Origin of the sequence: Acidovorax sp. 100 (assembly GCF_003688355.1) — a bacterium.
In the GTDB taxonomy this organism is placed as follows: domain Bacteria; phylum Pseudomonadota; class Gammaproteobacteria; order Burkholderiales; family Burkholderiaceae_C; genus Acidovorax; species Acidovorax delafieldii.
The window spans coordinates 3,752,251-3,767,418 of the sequence record NZ_REFD01000001.1 but is presented as its reverse complement, the minus strand read 5'-3'; the positions used below and the strand labels follow the sequence as shown (position 1 = coordinate 3,767,418).

Annotated in this window: 14 protein-coding genes; 10 read left to right on the top strand and 4 right to left on the bottom strand. The window is 65.0% G+C overall.

Translation table 11 applies throughout. From position 1 onward, the window contains the following. The first annotated feature begins 188 nt into the window (after positions 1 to 188). Both C8C96_RS17360 and C8C96_RS17355 read left to right on the top strand, forming a co-directional pair. A complete protein-coding gene (locus C8C96_RS17360; RefSeq protein ID WP_233584261.1) occupies positions 189 to 992 on the top strand; it encodes a MetQ/NlpA family ABC transporter substrate-binding protein in 804 nt (267 codons plus the stop codon). Positions 993 to 1,277: 285 nt separating this feature from the next. Next, the gene (locus tag C8C96_RS17355) at positions 1,278 to 3,584 is read left to right on the top strand and encodes a bifunctional diguanylate cyclase/phosphodiesterase (RefSeq protein WP_121943103.1); all 2,307 of its coding nucleotides are present in this window, start codon (positions 1,278 to 1,280) and stop codon (positions 3,582 to 3,584) included. Between the two features lie 188 nt (positions 3,585 to 3,772). On the opposite strand, the gene C8C96_RS17350 is transcribed toward C8C96_RS17355, so the two are convergent. Beyond that, complete coding sequence (locus C8C96_RS17350) at positions 3,773 to 4,417, bottom strand: FMN-dependent NADH-azoreductase (RefSeq protein WP_099730040.1); 645 nt, start codon at positions 4,415 to 4,417, stop codon at positions 3,773 to 3,775. A gap of 132 nt (positions 4,418 to 4,549) precedes the next feature. Between C8C96_RS17350 and C8C96_RS17345 the strand changes: the two genes are divergently transcribed. Then, positions 4,550 to 5,497: a LysR family transcriptional regulator gene (locus tag C8C96_RS17345; protein WP_121944070.1), complete on the top strand. Its 948-nt coding sequence runs from the start codon at positions 4,550 to 4,552 to the stop codon at positions 5,495 to 5,497. 164 nt (positions 5,498 to 5,661) lie between these two features. Next, entirely contained in the window at positions 5,662 to 6,531 is an 870-nt protein-coding gene (locus tag C8C96_RS17340) for an HDOD domain-containing protein (RefSeq protein WP_121944069.1), read from the top strand. A 103-nt stretch (positions 6,532 to 6,634) separates the two neighbouring features. Here the strand turns inward: C8C96_RS17340 and C8C96_RS17335 are convergent, their stop codons facing one another. The 3 genes from C8C96_RS17335 to C8C96_RS17325 are packed head-to-tail and all read right to left on the bottom strand — an operon-like array spanning position 6,635 to position 9,280. Further along, positions 6,635 to 7,726 carry an ankyrin repeat domain-containing protein gene (locus C8C96_RS17335; RefSeq protein WP_121943102.1) on the bottom strand — a complete coding sequence of 364 codons (1,092 nt, stop codon included), beginning with the start codon at positions 7,724 to 7,726 and terminating at the stop codon, positions 6,635 to 6,637. Next, positions 7,723 to 8,328: a sigma-70 family RNA polymerase sigma factor gene (locus C8C96_RS17330; protein WP_167514345.1), complete on the bottom strand. Its 606-nt coding sequence runs from the start codon at positions 8,326 to 8,328 to the stop codon at positions 7,723 to 7,725. Before C8C96_RS17330 ends, C8C96_RS17335 begins: the two co-directional genes overlap by 4 nt. Positions 8,329 to 8,365: 37 nt before the next feature. Further along, positions 8,366 to 9,280 (bottom strand): hypothetical protein, encoded by a 915-nt coding sequence (locus C8C96_RS17325; protein ID WP_121943101.1) that lies wholly within the window; start codon positions 9,278 to 9,280, stop codon positions 8,366 to 8,368. Between the two features lie 204 nt (positions 9,281 to 9,484). Here C8C96_RS17325 and C8C96_RS17320 point away from each other — a divergent pair, with 204 nt between their 5' ends. From C8C96_RS17320 to C8C96_RS17295, 6 genes are all read left to right on the top strand, one after another. Further along, a complete protein-coding gene (locus C8C96_RS17320) occupies positions 9,485 to 10,216 on the top strand; it encodes an AAA family ATPase (protein WP_121943100.1) in 732 nt (243 codons plus the stop codon). Between the two features lie 138 nt (positions 10,217 to 10,354). Then, positions 10,355 to 10,939, top strand: a complete 585-nt coding sequence (locus tag C8C96_RS17315; protein ID WP_056067829.1) for an alpha/beta hydrolase — start codon at positions 10,355 to 10,357, stop codon at positions 10,937 to 10,939. Between the two features lie 232 nt (positions 10,940 to 11,171). Further along, positions 11,172 to 12,176: a sulfate ABC transporter substrate-binding protein gene (locus tag C8C96_RS17310; protein WP_056067832.1), complete on the top strand. Its 1,005-nt coding sequence runs from the start codon at positions 11,172 to 11,174 to the stop codon at positions 12,174 to 12,176. Positions 12,177 to 12,213: 37 nt separating this feature from the next. After that, positions 12,214 to 13,083, top strand: coding sequence for a sulfate ABC transporter permease subunit CysT (gene cysT, locus C8C96_RS17305; RefSeq protein WP_121943099.1), 870 nt, complete (start codon positions 12,214 to 12,216; stop codon positions 13,081 to 13,083). Then, positions 13,080 to 13,982 carry a sulfate ABC transporter permease subunit CysW gene (gene cysW, locus C8C96_RS17300; protein WP_121943098.1) on the top strand — a complete coding sequence of 301 codons (903 nt, stop codon included), beginning with the start codon at positions 13,080 to 13,082 and terminating at the stop codon, positions 13,980 to 13,982. Before cysT ends, cysW begins: the two co-directional genes overlap by 4 nt. A gap of 13 nt (positions 13,983 to 13,995) precedes the next feature. Continuing rightward, positions 13,996 to 15,120: a sulfate/molybdate ABC transporter ATP-binding protein gene (locus C8C96_RS17295; RefSeq protein ID WP_121943097.1), complete on the top strand. Its 1,125-nt coding sequence runs from the start codon at positions 13,996 to 13,998 to the stop codon at positions 15,118 to 15,120. The last annotated feature ends 48 nt before the right edge of the window (positions 15,121 to 15,168 follow it).

The window sequence follows — 15,168 nt, the reverse complement described above, 5'->3', positions numbered from 1 at the left end:
CGCAGCCCTCGCTGCGGGGCGGCCCTTGCTCGGCTGCCCTCGCCGGTCGCGCGCCAGTCTCATGAGGTGGGGGGCTCGGGTCTTGTCTTCTTATTCGATTGAGTTGTAATGAAATGAAAACTTAGTTGTTCCGGTTTTAACGGGAAAACCCTAGGATGCGAGCCATCTCTTTACGAAAGGTTTTTCCTGTGAACAACAACAAGCGCCTCCTCCTGCAATCTGCCCTGGCTTTGGCTGCTGCCGCCGCTTTCTCTACCGGCGCGATCGCCCAGGACAAGCCCCTCAAGATCGGCGTGACGGGCGGCCCCCACGCGCAGATTTTTGAGCAGGTGAAGAAGGTCGCCGAGAAGGACGGCCTGAAGATCCAGATCATCGAGTTCAGCGACTACGTGCAGCCCAACGCCGCGCTGTCGGCGGGCGACCTGGACGCCAACAGCTACCAGCACAAGCCTTACCTGGACGCCCAGATTGCCGACCGGGGCTACAAGTTTGCGGCGGTGGGCTACACCGTCAACTTCCCCATCGGCCTGTATTCCAAGAAGGTCAAGAAGCTGGAAGACCTGAAGGAAGGCGCCAAGTTCGGCATCCCCAACGACCCCACCAACGGCGGCCGCGTGCTGCTGGTGCTGCAGGACAAGGGCCTGATCAAGCTGCGTGACGGCGCGGGCCTGAAGGCCACGCCGCTGGACGTGGTGAGCAACCCCAAGAAGCTCAAGTTCGTCGAACTTGACGCGGCCCAGCTGCCGCGCTCGCTGGACGACCTGGACGCCTCGGCCATCAACACCAACTTTGCGCTGTCGGCTGGCCTGAACCCTGGCAAGGACGCGATTGCACAAGAAAACGCCAAGAGCCCCTACGTCAACCTGATCGCCGTGCGCGAAGCCGACAAGGACAAGCCCTGGGTGGCCAAGCTGGTGAAGGCCTACCACTCGGAAGAAGTCAAGAAGTTCATCCAGACCGAATTCAAGGGCTCGGTGCTGCCAGGCTTCTGAAGCTGATCGCAAATGCGCCCTGCAATGAGGGGCGCTGTGGCTCTGCGGACTGGTTGCTGCTTCGCCCTCCCTCCCGCAAGGGGAGAGGGGCGGAAAAAGCGGCTGCGACAGCAGTCAAACATCCAAGTATTTTTGGCGTTTTGCGCTTTTTCGTAAGGCGCAAATAGCTATCTAAATGATAGCGGTCCGCCAATACCATTCCCCTGCGTTGCGCTGGGAAAACTGTGGTGTCGCGCTTGCATACACAATGAGAGGGTAACGTCCAGTAACACCATCCCCTCCACCATGCCCTTCGCGGAACGAATCCTCACAGCGGTCTGGTTGAGTGCGACCACGCTGTTGTTCGTTGCGTCACTGTGGGCACCGGCCCCGGGCGTGCGGCTGTTTCTGGACAACGCCTCCTGGACGCTGGCGTTTGGGCTGTCTGCCTTCTGGGCCTGGCGTGGCTGGCGGCTGGCGCCGCCCACCGACCGCGCGCTGCACACCGGCCTGCTGATCTTTGCGGTGCTGGTGGCCTTGGGGCAAATGGTGTGGAACGTGCAGGTGGCGCTGGACTGGAACCCGTTCCCCGCGCCCGCCGACCTGCTGTTTCTGGCGGGGGGGCCGCTGTGGGCTGCCACCGTCATCCGCGCCACTTTTGCGCGCCTGTCGCGCGACCGGGCCTACCCGGCGGCCCTGGACTTTGGCGGCACGGTGCTGGCGCTGCTGGCGTTCACGCTGGTGATCTACCTGCCCTCTGGCGAGGTGGACTCGCTGGCCGTGGGCACGGTGCTGGTGCTGTACCCGGCCGGGTTTCTCGCTGCGGCGGGCGTCACGGCGCTGGCTGTTCCGACGGTGGGGGTGCGCATCGACCGGTCCCATGCAATGGTGCTGCTGGGCCTGTTGGGCTTTGGCCTGAGCTGGATGCAGTGGAACCTCATGGTCATCAGCAACACGGTGCAGCCGGGCATCTGGTTCAACGCCAGCTTCAGTGTGTCGGCGCTGGTGCTGGGCTGGGGTGCACGCTGGCTGCGGTTTGAGATGTCGGCAGATGCGGCCTACCGCCGCCAGTGCGACCAGGTCATGAACTACGTGCCACTGCTGTCCATGACGCTGGCGGCCATCACCCTGGTGCTGCTGTTTGTGGCGCCCGATGGCAGGGCAGGCATGCAGGCGCTGATCCTGGTGTGCTGCCTGCTGGTGCTGCTGCTGGCGGCACTGCGCCAGACCATTGTGGTGAGCCTGCTCAACCGCCTGCGCACGGCCGAGGCCGCCGTGCTGCGCAACGAGGAGCAGCTGTACCGCGTGGCGCACTTTGATGCGCTCACCGGCCTGCCCAATCGACGCTACTTTGAAGACGCGCTGGAGCGTGCCGTGGCCGAGGCCGCGCGCGACACGCACAGCACCAACCGCCGCGTGGCGCTGATGCTGATCGACCTGGACCACTTCAAGAGCGTGAACGAAACCTATGGCCACCGCGTGGGCGACGCGCTGCTGAGCGAGGTGGCGCAACGCATCACCCAGCTGCTGGCGGGGCAGGGCCTGGTGTCGCGGCTGGCCAATGACCAGTTCACGGTGATGCTGCTGCGCCCCGCGTCGCGCACCGAGCTGGCGCAGCTGGCGGCCTCGCTGGTGGAAGGCCTGGCGCAGCCCTGGGAGCTGTCGGAGGTGGGCGCACAGTACATGGGGGCCAGCCTGGGCATCAGCCTGTACCCGGACGACTCGGCCAACAGCGTGGAGCTGGTGCGCCACGCGCATTCGGCCCTGCACGCCACCAAGAGTGCAGGCCGGGGCTCGTACCGCTTCTACATCGAGGAGTTCACGCAGATCACGCGCGGGCGGCTGGAGCTGCGCCGGCGCCTGCACAACGCATTGCAGGCGGGCGAGTTCGCGCTGGTCTACCAGCCCCAGCTCAACCAGCAGCGCCAGACCGTGGGTGCCGAGGCGCTGCTGCGCTGGTCGGTGGATGACAAGGCGGTGCCGCCCGACGAGTTCATCCCGCTGGCCGAGGAGAGCGGACTCATCGTGCCCATCGGGCTGTGGGTGTTCGAGACTGCCTGCCGCCAGATGGCACAGTGGCGTGCCGAGGGCTGGCAGGTGCCCGTGGTGTCGGTCAATGTCTCCACCATCCAGCTGCGTGAGCCGGGTTTTACCCAGACCCTGCTGGGCGTGACCCAGCGCGCCGGGGTGGCGCCCGCCGGCCTGGTGCTGGAGATCACCGAGTCGCAGCTGCTGGACGAGTCCCTGTACGCCATCGCGCTCGATCTGAAGAACGCGGGTTTTGCGCTGTCTATCGACGACTTTGGCACCGGCCACTCGTCGCTCATCAAGCTCAAGCGCCTGCCGGTGAGCGAGCTGAAGATCGACAAGGTGTTTGTGCGCGACATCGTGGTGGACGTGAACGACCGCGAGATCTGCGCCACCGTCAACGCGCTGGCCCGTACGCTGGGCCTGGAGGTGGTGGCCGAAGGCGTGGAGACCGAGGAGCAGCTGCAGTTGTTGATCCGCATGGGCTGCGAGCGTTTTCAGGGCTGGCTGTTTGCACCGGCCCTGGCGCCCGGGCCACTGGCCGAGCAATGGCTGCAGCGGCAGGCGCCGCCCGCTGCGCAGTGACTGCTGGCACGGTGTGGCGTGGGGGCGGCATGGTCCGTGTGTGGCATATCAAAAATGATAGCTGCTCAGGCATGTTCCACTAGCGCATCCGGCCGTTTTGCCCTGATAAAAGCCCAAACCCGGCACAGGGCCGGGTTTTGGGGGGGCTTGCAGGGCTTGTGCCCTGCGCGCCGTTGTTGCCGCTAGGCTTAGGCGGCCTGCGACACGCGACCCTGGTTGGCCGCCACGCTGGTGTGTGTGGAAATTTCCACGTTGGCCGAGGCCAGTGCGGCCGCCTTGGCGTCCGGGCCCATGGCCACGCCTTCGGCACGCACAAAACGCACGTCGGTGATGCCGAAGAAGCCGAACACCACCTTCAGGTAGCTCTCCTGGTGCTCCATGGCCTGACCGCCTTCGCTGGTCGAGTACACGCCGCCACGGGTGGAGGCCACGATCACGGTCTTGCCACCGGCCAGACCCACGGGGCCCTTCTCGGTGTACTTGAAGGTGCGGCCCGCTTGCGCAAGGCGGTCGATCCAGGCCTTGAGCTGGCTGGGGATGGAGAAGTTGTACAGCGGCGCGCCAATCACGATCACGTCGGAGGCCAGGAACTGGCTCACCAGGGCTTCGGACAGTGCGTTTTCAGCGCGCTCTGCCTCGGTGGCAGCGGCCTGGCCGGTGCGGAACCCCAGCGACTGGGCCGACAGGTGCGAAGGCGCTTGCTGGGCCAGGTCCAGGTATTGCACGGTGGTGCCAGGGTGAGCGGCTTGCCAGGCGGTCACGGTGCGGGCAGTCAGTTGGCGGGACACGGATTGATCACCGGTGATGGCAGAGTCGACGTGAAGCAGTTGCATGAGGGAACTCCTGGGGTTCTGTGGATCGGAGCCACAGCGTGTGGCCATGGGATCAATTGTGGGGATGGATCAATTTGTTGATAAGGTAGTGAACTTGCGATAGATTGTTCTATCCATAGGACGATGAAGCCCATGCAAGATCTCAACGACATGCTGTATTTCGCCGAAGTGGTGGAGCGCGGTGGCTTTGCCGCTGCGGGCCGCGCGCTCGGCATTCCCAAATCGCGCCTGTCGCGCCGGGTGTCCGACCTGGAAACGCAGCTGGGCGTGCGCCTGCTGCAGCGCACCACCCGCAAGCTCTCGCTGACCGAAGTGGGCGAAGCCTATTTGCGCCACTGTCAGGCCATGCGCGAATCGGCCCAGGCTGCTGCCGACACGGTGGCCCAGGTGCAGACCGTGCCGCGCGGCACCATCCGCGTGAGCTGCCCCGTCACGCTGGCGCAGACCGTGGTGGCCGAGCTGATCCCCCGGTTCCTGGCCAGTTGCCCCGAGGTGCGCATCGACATGCTGGTGAGCAACCGCGCGGTCAACCTGGTGGAAGAGGGCATCGACGTGGCGCTGCGCGTGCGTCCCTCGGTGGACGACAGCGGCAGCATGGTCGTCAAGCGGCTGGACCACACCACGCAGATCCTGGTGGCCAGCCCCGAGCTGCTGATCCGCCAGGGCGCGCCCCAAACGCTGGACGACCTGGCCAAGCTCGACAGCATCGCCATGTCGGCCCCCGATGGCCGATCGACCTGGAACCTCATCGGACCGGGCGGCGTGCACCAGGTGGTGCAGCACACGCCGCGCTATGTGGCCGACGACCTGCTCACGCTCAAATACGCGGCCGTGGCCGGCACGGGGGTGTGCTGGATGCCCGACTACATGTGCCAAGAAGAAATGCGCGAGCGCAAGCTGGTGCGGGTGCTGCCCGACTGGGCGCCGGCGCCCGCCATCGTGCATGCCGTGTTCCCCTCCCGCCGGGGACTGTCGCCCGCGGTGCGGCGCTTTCTGGACTACCTGGGCGAGGCCATGCCCGGCCGCAGCAGCCTGAGCACACGGCAGGCCCTGCAGGGGCTCGACGGCGCCAATATCTGAGAACCTGTTCAAAGCACAGGTTCTGAGGCGCTGGGCGCAAAGCCTGCGCTTGTGCACGGGTTCGGTGGGCAAAGCGCTTTTTGGCGCCACAATGCAACGAATTGCAACTGTGCGGGCTGCGCCCGTCCGTGTGGTCGGCACACGCGGCGGCCCGGGGACTTTTTGTGACCGCTCCACACCCCATCGACCAAGACATCCGGCAAGCCCGCGTGCACCCTGCCGTGCGCGCCATCGTGATCCCGCCGTGCCCCGAATCGTTGCTGCGCCTGCAGCAGATCGTGGCGGCGCCCGAGCTGGACTCGACCGCGCTGGAGCAACTGGCATCCTCCGACGTGGCCCTGGCCGCCGCCGTGATGCGGCTGGCCAACAGCCCGCTGTACGGCCTGGCCCAGCCGGTGCAGACCGTGGGCATGGCGCTGACGGTGCTGGGGCTGCAGCCGGCCGTGGAGCTGCTGTCCGCCTTCATCACGCGCAATGCGCTGCAGGTGCGCTCGCCGCTGCTGGAGCATTTCTGGGAAAGCTCGCAGCGCCGCGCCATTGCGTGCGAGCACATCGGCCACCAGCTCTACAGCCTGGACCCAGGGCTGGGCTACAGCTTCGGGTTGTTCTGCCATGTGGGCATGCCGGTGCTGGTGAAGGCGGTGCGGGGCTACGCGGGCACCGTGACCGAGGCCCTGGCGCGCAAGGACCGCACCTTTACCCAGACCGAGAACGCGAGCCACCGCACCGACCACGCGGTGATGGGCGCCATCGTGGCGCGCACCTGGCACCTGCCGGGCGACGTGGCACAGGCCATCTGGCTGCACCACGACTTTGCCTGCCTGAACGACGAGCTGTTTGATCCCACCGTGCGGCACCTGGTGGCGCTGGGGTTGCTGGCCGAGTTTCTGGTCAACCAGCACGACGGCCTGGCCCCCACGCGCGAGTGGACCCAACACGGCCAGGCCTGCATGGACCACCTGCATGTGACGCAGGACGAGCTGGACCACTGGATCGATGCGCTGCACCCCGCGTTTGAGGCGGTGCGGTTCTGATGATTCCGACGAGCAACTGACTCGCCGCTACCGCCGAGCGGGGCAGCTAGGCCCGCCCCCTGCGGACATGACGTGGGCCCTGTGAGACCTGCCGGTGCGCTTTTCAGCGGGCCGCTTCCAGCAGCTCTGCCAGGCGCGTGTGCCCCCGCTGTGCCGCGAGCTGTGCCGCATTCAGACCTTCGCGGTCCACCAGCGCCGGGTTGGCGCGCAGCGCCAGCAGCCGCTGCACGGTGGCGGTGTGGCCGTTCAAGGCGGCCAGCATCAGGGCGGTTTTTCCTTCGGGGTCGCGGGCATCCACCGGAGCGCCCTGTTGCACGAGGGCTTCGACCTGCTGAGGTTGGCCCGTGCGGGCGGCCTCCCAGATGGTGTTGGGCGAGGCCGCGCCCAGATTTTTTGACATGGCAGGGGCTGCAGCCGCCGTCTGGTGGTCGCGCGCTGCAGAGTCCGCCAGCGGGGCGCGGGTGGCTGGTGCAGCTGCTGCGGTGGGGGCTGCCGGAGCGGTTTCTTGAAGGGCTGGTGCAGTGGAGACTGATGCGCGTTCGCGTCTTTCGGTACTGGATTCGGCGCGTGGGGCTGCGGCCGTCGAGGGCAAGGGGGGTGATGCGGGGAAGCCGGACGGGGCCCCGGCGGCGCGGGGCGCTGGCAGGGCCTGCGCTTCGGTGGCTGAGGGCGATGTGGTGGCCTCCTTGGCCACAGGCTGTGCGGGTGCGGGTGTCTGCGCAGGCGCGGGGGGAGCTACCGTGGCGGGCTTGGGGGGCATGGCGTCGGCCGACGGGCCGGCGCTGTTCCGCGTACTTTTCTGCGCGCTTTCCGGTGCAGGCGGAGTGACCGATGGGGGCTCTGCCGGTGGCGGGAGCGTCGGTGTGGCCGCAGGGGCAGGGACCGTGGGAGCCTGCGCAGGCGACTCGGTCCGGCGGTGACTGAAAGCGGTGTCCCGCTCTTCGGGCGTGCCGCGCTCAAACTGCAGCATCAGCAAGCCAGTCAGCCCCACCACGGCCAAGGTGGCCAGGGCCGAAATCTTCCAGCGTGCCTGGTTGGCGGCAGGGGCTGCTACCGGGGTGGCTGATGCCGCAGCCGCTGCCACCATCTGTGCATGCGCACGCACGGCATCGCGCACATGCACGCCGGGGCGGGCGCCTTCCTGTTCGCTGGCCTCGTGGTAGCGCCGGACCAGTTCGTCATCCTGCCGGGTCATACAAACTCCTTGAGGTGCTGGCGCAGGCTGGCCCGCGCGTAGCGCAGGCGGCTTTTGGCGGTTTCAAAGTTCACGCCGGTGGCCTCGGCAATCTCCTGCACGCTCAGATCTCCTTCGGCTTGCAACAAAAAGGCCTCGCGCTGCTCTGGCGGCAACTGCTCTACGGCGGCGATGAGCGCGGCGGCCTGCTCGCGCGACTGCAGCTGGCGCACGGGCCCAAAGCCCGAGTCCGCCACCAGCGTGTCTGCCAGGCTGCGCGCATCGTCGTCGCTGGCATCCAGGCTGGCATGGTGTTTGGCGGTACGCAGGTGGTCCACCAGCCGGTGGTGTGCCAAGGTGAACAGCCAGGTGCGGAACCTGGCCTTGACCTCGTAGCGGGCAGCGTTGCGCGCCACTGCAAACCACACGTCCTGCAGCAGGTCGTCGGCCACGGCCTGCACCTTCACGCTGCGAAACACAAACCGCCACACGGCCAGCTCGTGCCGGGCGTAGAGCCGGTCGAACGCACCCAGGTCGCCGCTGGCGTAACGCAGCATCAGCGTCTCGTCGGCATCGTCGTGGGGCGGGGCGGATGGCACCCGCGGATTATGCGAGGCCCGCATGCACCAGCGGGAGCGTACCGGTAGATGCTCTCAAGGCCTACCTCGGGTCGGGAACGTACGACAGGTTGTCGGACTGTGGAAACGCGCGGGGCACAGGGGGCCGCGCGATGGGCTCGCGGATCACGCCCGCAGCTATCAGGTTTTCGCGGCTGTCATAGCGGATGCTGATGATTTCGTTGGGGCGGAGTTGCAGCCGGGTGAAAGTGGTGTGCGACACAACGGATGTCTCGCGCTGGCCGTGCGCCGTTCCCAGCTTGGCCGACGGCATAGGCGCCGCCTTGGCCGCACTGTCGGCAGACATTGAGCGGGCCGAGGACTCGGCCTCTGATGCTGGCGACGGTGCGGCGGCGGCTGGTGCGGGTGCCGACTGTGCCGAGGGCAGCGCAGGGGCAGGCTCTTCGCGCAAGCGCCCCAGGCTGTTGGCACTCCCGTTGCTGCCATCACGGCGCTGGCTGTATGGCTCGGGGACGACGGCGGGCGAGGGCACCGGTGGCTGTTCGCGGAACAGCGCTACGCCAATCACGCCCACGTGACCGGGGCGGCCTGTTCGGGCGGCATACGAGTTGGCAATGTGCGAGAACTCGAACGCAGCGACTTCGCTGTTGCTCTTGCGCCAGCCGGTGATCTGGTAACGCTCATAGGGCGAGAACACATACCCGCCCTGGTCCCACGCAGCGGTTTCGCCGCTGAGCACGTTGACCCCGTCCACCGAAGGCACGGCCAGTACCCGCTCGCCCAGCCGGTTGCGCACGGTGATGGCATACCGCGCGCCCGGGCGGCCGGCCACCCAGTACTCGCCTTGGGCGTAGTGCACCGGCAACGTGGTCCCAGTGTCGCGGTCCACGATGGTGACGTCGGCCAGGCGGCCAATGGCATGGGCAGGCAGGTGGCTCAGGCCCAGCAACGCGGCCAGTGCCGCGAGGGCGGGCAGGGTGAAAAGGCGGGGTTTCATGGCAGCTCCATCAAAAAAGTGGTGGTGCTGGGTGAAACGAACGGGATAGCTAAATGGGGTTAAGTGGATGCAAAAAATCTAAAAATGTTCTTTGGGGCTTATCTCTTTCGGGCCACTTGGCCATTTCGCGGGAAAACTGGGGGCCATCGAAGAGACCTTTTGCCCAGTGAGCTAAAAGTCCGCGCGGCCCGTTAGCATGAGCGCATGCTTGCCGCCAAACCCTATCTCCAAAGCGCTTGCATCCGCCCAGATGCAGATGTGGACTACGAAACCTATCCCTACAACGTACCTTCGATCCGAGAACTGGGTCTGCTGCAGTTTCACCCGGACGTAACCTTCTTTGTGGGAGAGAACGGTTCTGGGAAATCCACGTTGTTAGAGGGCATCGCGTTGGCCCTGGGCTATAGCCCGGAGGGTGGCACTCGCAATTTCAGACTGGCTACGGCGGATTCAGAATCATCGTTGCATGAGGTGCTGCGGTTGGCGCGGAGCTACCGCAAGCCGCAAGATGGCTATTTCTTGCGGGCTGAGAGCTTCTTCAATGTGGCCACCTACATGGATGAGGTTGGCTACCTGGATAACTACGGCGGAAAATCGCTACATGCTCGGTCTCATGGCGAGGCGTTTATGGCGCTGCTGACGCACAAGTTCCAGGGCAAAGGGTTGTACTTGCTGGACGAGCCCGAGGCAGCCTTATCACCCAACCGCCAACTCGCTGCGCTGTATGCAATCCACCAATTGGTGGAAGACAAATCTCAATTCGTCATTGCCACGCACTCCCCCATCCTGCTGTCCTATCCCAACGCCAAGATCATCCAATTCGATGGCGCTGGTCTGTCCGAAGTGGCCTTCGAGGACACGGAGCACTACGCGGTAACTCGTGACTTCCTCAACAACTATCCCCAGCGACTGAAGCGCTTGCTGGCCGACGATTAGATGGTATGGCTTGCAGCGGACGACACTAGCGCATGCGATTTTTTGTCTCCGGATTGTCTTTGATTAGATGATTTGGCGATTAAATAACAAGAATTAAGTCGTTTGGGTTTTAAAGGCTGGCTCGCAGAATCCCTGCCTGTGACCACCACCACCTCCATCATCATCGTCCCCGGCTGGCGCGATTCGGGCCCCGGCCACTGGCAAAGCCTGTGGGCCGAGCGCCTGCCCCACGCGCGCCGCGTGGTGCAGGACGACTGGATCACGCCCACGCGTTCAGCCTGGGTGAGTCAGCTGGAGAAGACGGTACTGGCCGCAACGCACCCTGTAGTGATCGTGGCACACAGCCTGGGCTGTATTGCCACCACCCACATGGGGCCGGAGGCTGCAGCCAAGGTGTGCGGCGCCTTGCTGGTGGCTCCCGCCGACCCCGAGCGCCGCGCCATCCTGAGCGACTTTGCCCCCGTGCCCTACGCGGCGTTGCCTTACCGCAGCATCGTGGTGGCCAGCAGCAATGACCCGTTTTGTCCCATTCGCCTGGCGGGCGCCTATGCCAGGGCCTGGGGCAGCGAGTTTGTGCGCATGCAGAACGCGGGGCATATCAATATCGACTCGGGCCATGGCGAATGGCCGCTGGGCTGGGCGTTGCTGCAGTCTTTGGAGGGCGACCACAGCACCATCCAGCCAGCGGCAGGGTACTCGCAGGTTTCTCCGGCCGCCGCCTGATTGCTATCTAATCGATAGCTTTCGGCGCATGTGTTAGTAGCACTTGGAGCCTGCAGGACCCGAAATGCCCGGCCCCGGGCTGCTGATGTGCGGTTTGGGGTCATGGCCCCGGCACGCCCTTCGAGATCTTTATATGCCAATTCTCGATTAATTAACAAGAATATATTCTTTTGAGTTTTAAGGGGTGATCCGCACAATGCGGAATCTCCTGCATTTTTTGGGCGACTTCACCATGACTTCTTTGAAACTCAAGACCCTCCTGGCCTCTCTGGCCCTGGCCGCGAGCGGCATGGCTGCCGCTCAAAATTCGCTGCTCAATGTGTCGTATGACGTGGCCCGCGAGTTCTACAAGGACTACAACGTGGCCTTCGCCGCACACTACAAGAAGACCACCGGCCAGGACGTGAAGATTGACCAGTCGCACGCCGGCTCCAGCGCCCAGGCGCGTGCCGTGAACGACGGTTTGGCTGCCGACGTGGTGACCATGAACACCACCACCGACGTGCAGTTTCTGGCCGACAACGGCGTGGTTGCCAAGGACTGGGCCAAGAAGTTCCCGCACGACGCATCGCCCACCACCTCGACCATGCTGTTCCTGGTGCGCAACGGCAACCCCAAGAACATCAAGGACTGGGACGACCTGATCAAGCCCGGCGTGCAGGTGATCGTGGTCAATCCCAAGACCGGCGGCAACGGCCGCTATGCCTACCTGGCCGCCTGGGGCGCCGTGCGTGAAAAGGGCGGCACCGAGGCGCAGGCCGCCGAGTTTGTCGGCAAGCTGTACAAGAACGTGCCTATCCTGGCCAAGGGCGGCCGCGATGCCACGGCCACCTTCTTGCAGCGCAACCAGGGCGATGTGCTGATCACTTTCGAATCCGAGGTGGTCTCCATCGACCGCGAGTTCGGCGCGGGCAAGGTTGATGCCATCTACCCCTCGGTGAGCGTGGTGGCCGAAAACCCCGTGGCCGTGGTGGAACGCACCGTGGCCAAGAAGGGCACAGCCCAGCTGGCCAAGGCCTACCTGGACTACCTGTACTCGGAAGAAGCGCAAGAGATTGCAGCCAAGCACGCCATCCGCCCCCGTTCGGAGACCGTGCTCAAGAAGTACGCCGATACCTTCAAGCCGCTCAAGCAGTTCACGGTGGCCAAGTACTTTGGCTCGCTGACCGAAGCGCAGAAGGTGCATTTCAATGATGGCGGCCAGTTTGACAAGCTGTACACGCCCGGCGCCAAGTAAGTAGGCGCAGCGCTTCTCCCGACTCACCACTGCATCTATGACCACTGCGACCGCTGTGGCCGCAGCCCCGGCCGGACGGCGCGCGCCCAAGCGCGTGCTGCCCGGTTTCGGGCTGTCACTGGGCTACACCCTTTTCTACTTGAGCATCATCGTGCTGATCCCGCTGTCGGCACTGATCTTCAAGACCTTCACCCTCACCTGGGAGCAGTTCTGGGCCGCCATCAGCGCGCCGCGTGTGCTGGCCTCGTACCGGCTGACCTTTGGCGCCTCGTTCCTCGCGGCGCTGGTCAATCTGGTGTTTGGCCTGCTGATCGCGTGGGTGCTGGTGCGTTACAAGTTCCCGGGCAAGAAGATCGTGGACGCGTTGGTGGACCTGCCGTTTGCGCTGCCTACGGCTGTGGCGGGCATCTCGCTCACGGCCTTGCTGGCGGGCAATGGCTGGGTGGGCAGCATTCTGGAGCCCATGGGCATCCAGTTGGCCTTCAAGCCCGCAGGCATTGTGATTGCGCTCATCTTCATCGGCCTGCCGTTTGTGGTGCGCACCGTGCAACCGGTGCTGGAAGACGCTGAGAAGGAACTGGAAGAGGCCGCCACCTGCCTGGGTGCCACACGCCTGCAGACCTTCACCAAGGTCATCCTGCCCTCCATCACGCCTGCGCTGCTCACCGGCTTTGCCATGGCGTTTGCGCGGGCGGTGGGTGAATACGGCTCGGTGATCTTTATCGCGGGCAACATGCCCATGGTGTCGGAGATCACGCCCCTCATCATCATCGGCAAGCTGGAGCAGTACGACTACGCAGGCGCCACCGCTGTGGCCGTGGTGATGCTGGTCATCTCCTTCATCCTGCTGCTCATCATCAACGCGCTGCAAGCCTGGCAGCGCCGCCACGCGGGGGCTCCAGCATGAGCGGCAACAACTCCCGAACCATTCGCCGCGCACAAGCAGGCACGACCGAGGCGCCGTGGGTACGCTGGACGCTGATCGGCGTTGCGTTGGCCTTCATGCTGCTGTTCCTGGTGCTGCCGCTGGCCGCCGTGTTTGCCGAGGCGATGCGCAAAGGCTTTGGTGCGTATCTGGAAGGCTTGCGCGAGCCCGATGCCTGGTCGGCCATCAAGCTCACGCTGATCACTGCGCTGATCGCTGTACCGCTGAACCTCGTGTTCGGCGTGGCAGCCGCGTGGTGCATTGCCAAGTACGAGTTCAAGGGCAAGGCCTTCTTGACCACGCTGGTGGACCTGCCGTTCTCTGTGTCGCCCGTGGTGGCGGGCCTGATCTATGTGCTGATGTTTGGCGCCCAGGGCTGGTTTGGCCCCTGGCTGCAGGCGCACGACATCAAGATCATCTTTGCTGTGCCGGGCATCGTGCTGGCCACCGTGTTTGTGACCTTTCCGTTCATCGCCCGCGAACTGATCCCGCTGATGCAGGCCCAGGGCAACGATGAGGAGCAGGCCGCCATCGTGCTGGGCGCTACCGGCTGGCAGACTTTTTGGTATGTGACGCTGCCCAACATCAAGTGGGGCCTGCTGTACGGCGTGATCTTGTGCAACGCGCGGGCCATGGGCGAATTTGGCGCGGTGTCGGTGGTGTCGGGCCACATCCGGGGCCAGACCAACACCATCCCGCTGCACGTTGAGATCCTCTACAACGAATACCAGTCGGTGGCCGCGTTTGCCGCAGCCTCACTGCTGGCCTTGCTGGCCTTGGTCACCCTGGTCATCAAGACCATTGCCGAACACCGCAACGAACAAGCCCTGAAGGCCGCCGCCGAATTGCCGCCCGAGCGCCCCGCGCCCGCTGGCGTGTGAAGGAACACAGAACATGAGCATTGAAATCCGTAACGTCAGCAAGCAGTTCGGCGACTTCCAGGCGCTGCGCGACGTGAGCCTGGACATCGCCTCGGGCGAACTCATCGCACTGCTCGGCCCTTCGGGCTGCGGCAAGACCACGCTGCTGCGCATCATTGCCGGTCTGGAGACGGCCGACGTGGGCACCATCCACTTCAGCGGCGAGGACACCACCGACGTGCATGTGCGTGAGCGCAATGTGGGCTTCGTGTTCCAGCACTACGCGCTGTTCCGCCACATGACCGTGTTCGAGAACGTGGCCTTCGGCCTGCGCGTCAAGCCGCGCAGCGAGCGCCCGAGCGAGGCACAGATCAAACAGAAGGTGATGGACCTGCTCAAGCTCGTGCAGCTGGACTGGCTGGCCGAGCGCTACCCCTCGCAACTGTCTGGCGGCCAGCGCCAGCGCATTGCGCTGGCCCGCGCCCTGGCGGTGGAGCCCAAGGTGCTGCTGCTGGACGAGCCCTTCGGCGCCCTGGATGCCAAGGTGCGCAAGGAACTGCGCCGCTGGCTGCGCCGCCTGCACGACGAACTGCATGTGACCAGCATCTTCGTGACCCACGACCAGGAAGAGGCTCTGGAAGTGGCCGACCGCGTGGTGGTGATCAACCAGGGCAAGATCGAGCAAAGCGGCTCGCCCCAGCAGGTGTGGGACCAGCCTGCCAGCCCGTTTGTCTACGGCTTTTTGGGCGACGTGAACCTGTTCCATGGCCGCGCCCATGAAGGCCTGGTGCACCTGGAAGGCATGCAGCTCGACTCGCCCGAACACCAGGCGGCGCAGAACGCCAAGGCCTTTGCCTATGTGCGCCCGCACGACCTGGACGTGGAGCGCTACTCCCCCGGCGCAGGCCTGGACGCCGAAGGCCGTCCCCGTGGCATCGTGGCCCAGCTGAGCCGCGCCATTGTGGTGGGCCCCATTGCGCGCCTGGAACTTATTCCGACCGACGATCACAAACCAGCGGACAATGCGTCCCCAGAATCCCTGATCGAAGCGCAGATCCCTGCGCAGCAGTTCAAGGACATGGGTTTCAAGGAGGGTGAGACGCTGGTGGTGACACCACGTCGCGCCCGCGTTTTTCTGGATCACGCCGCCGGTATCTGAGTTGCTTCTCCTTCGAGGCCTCTCTGGGTAACCTGCGGTTTCGAGGGA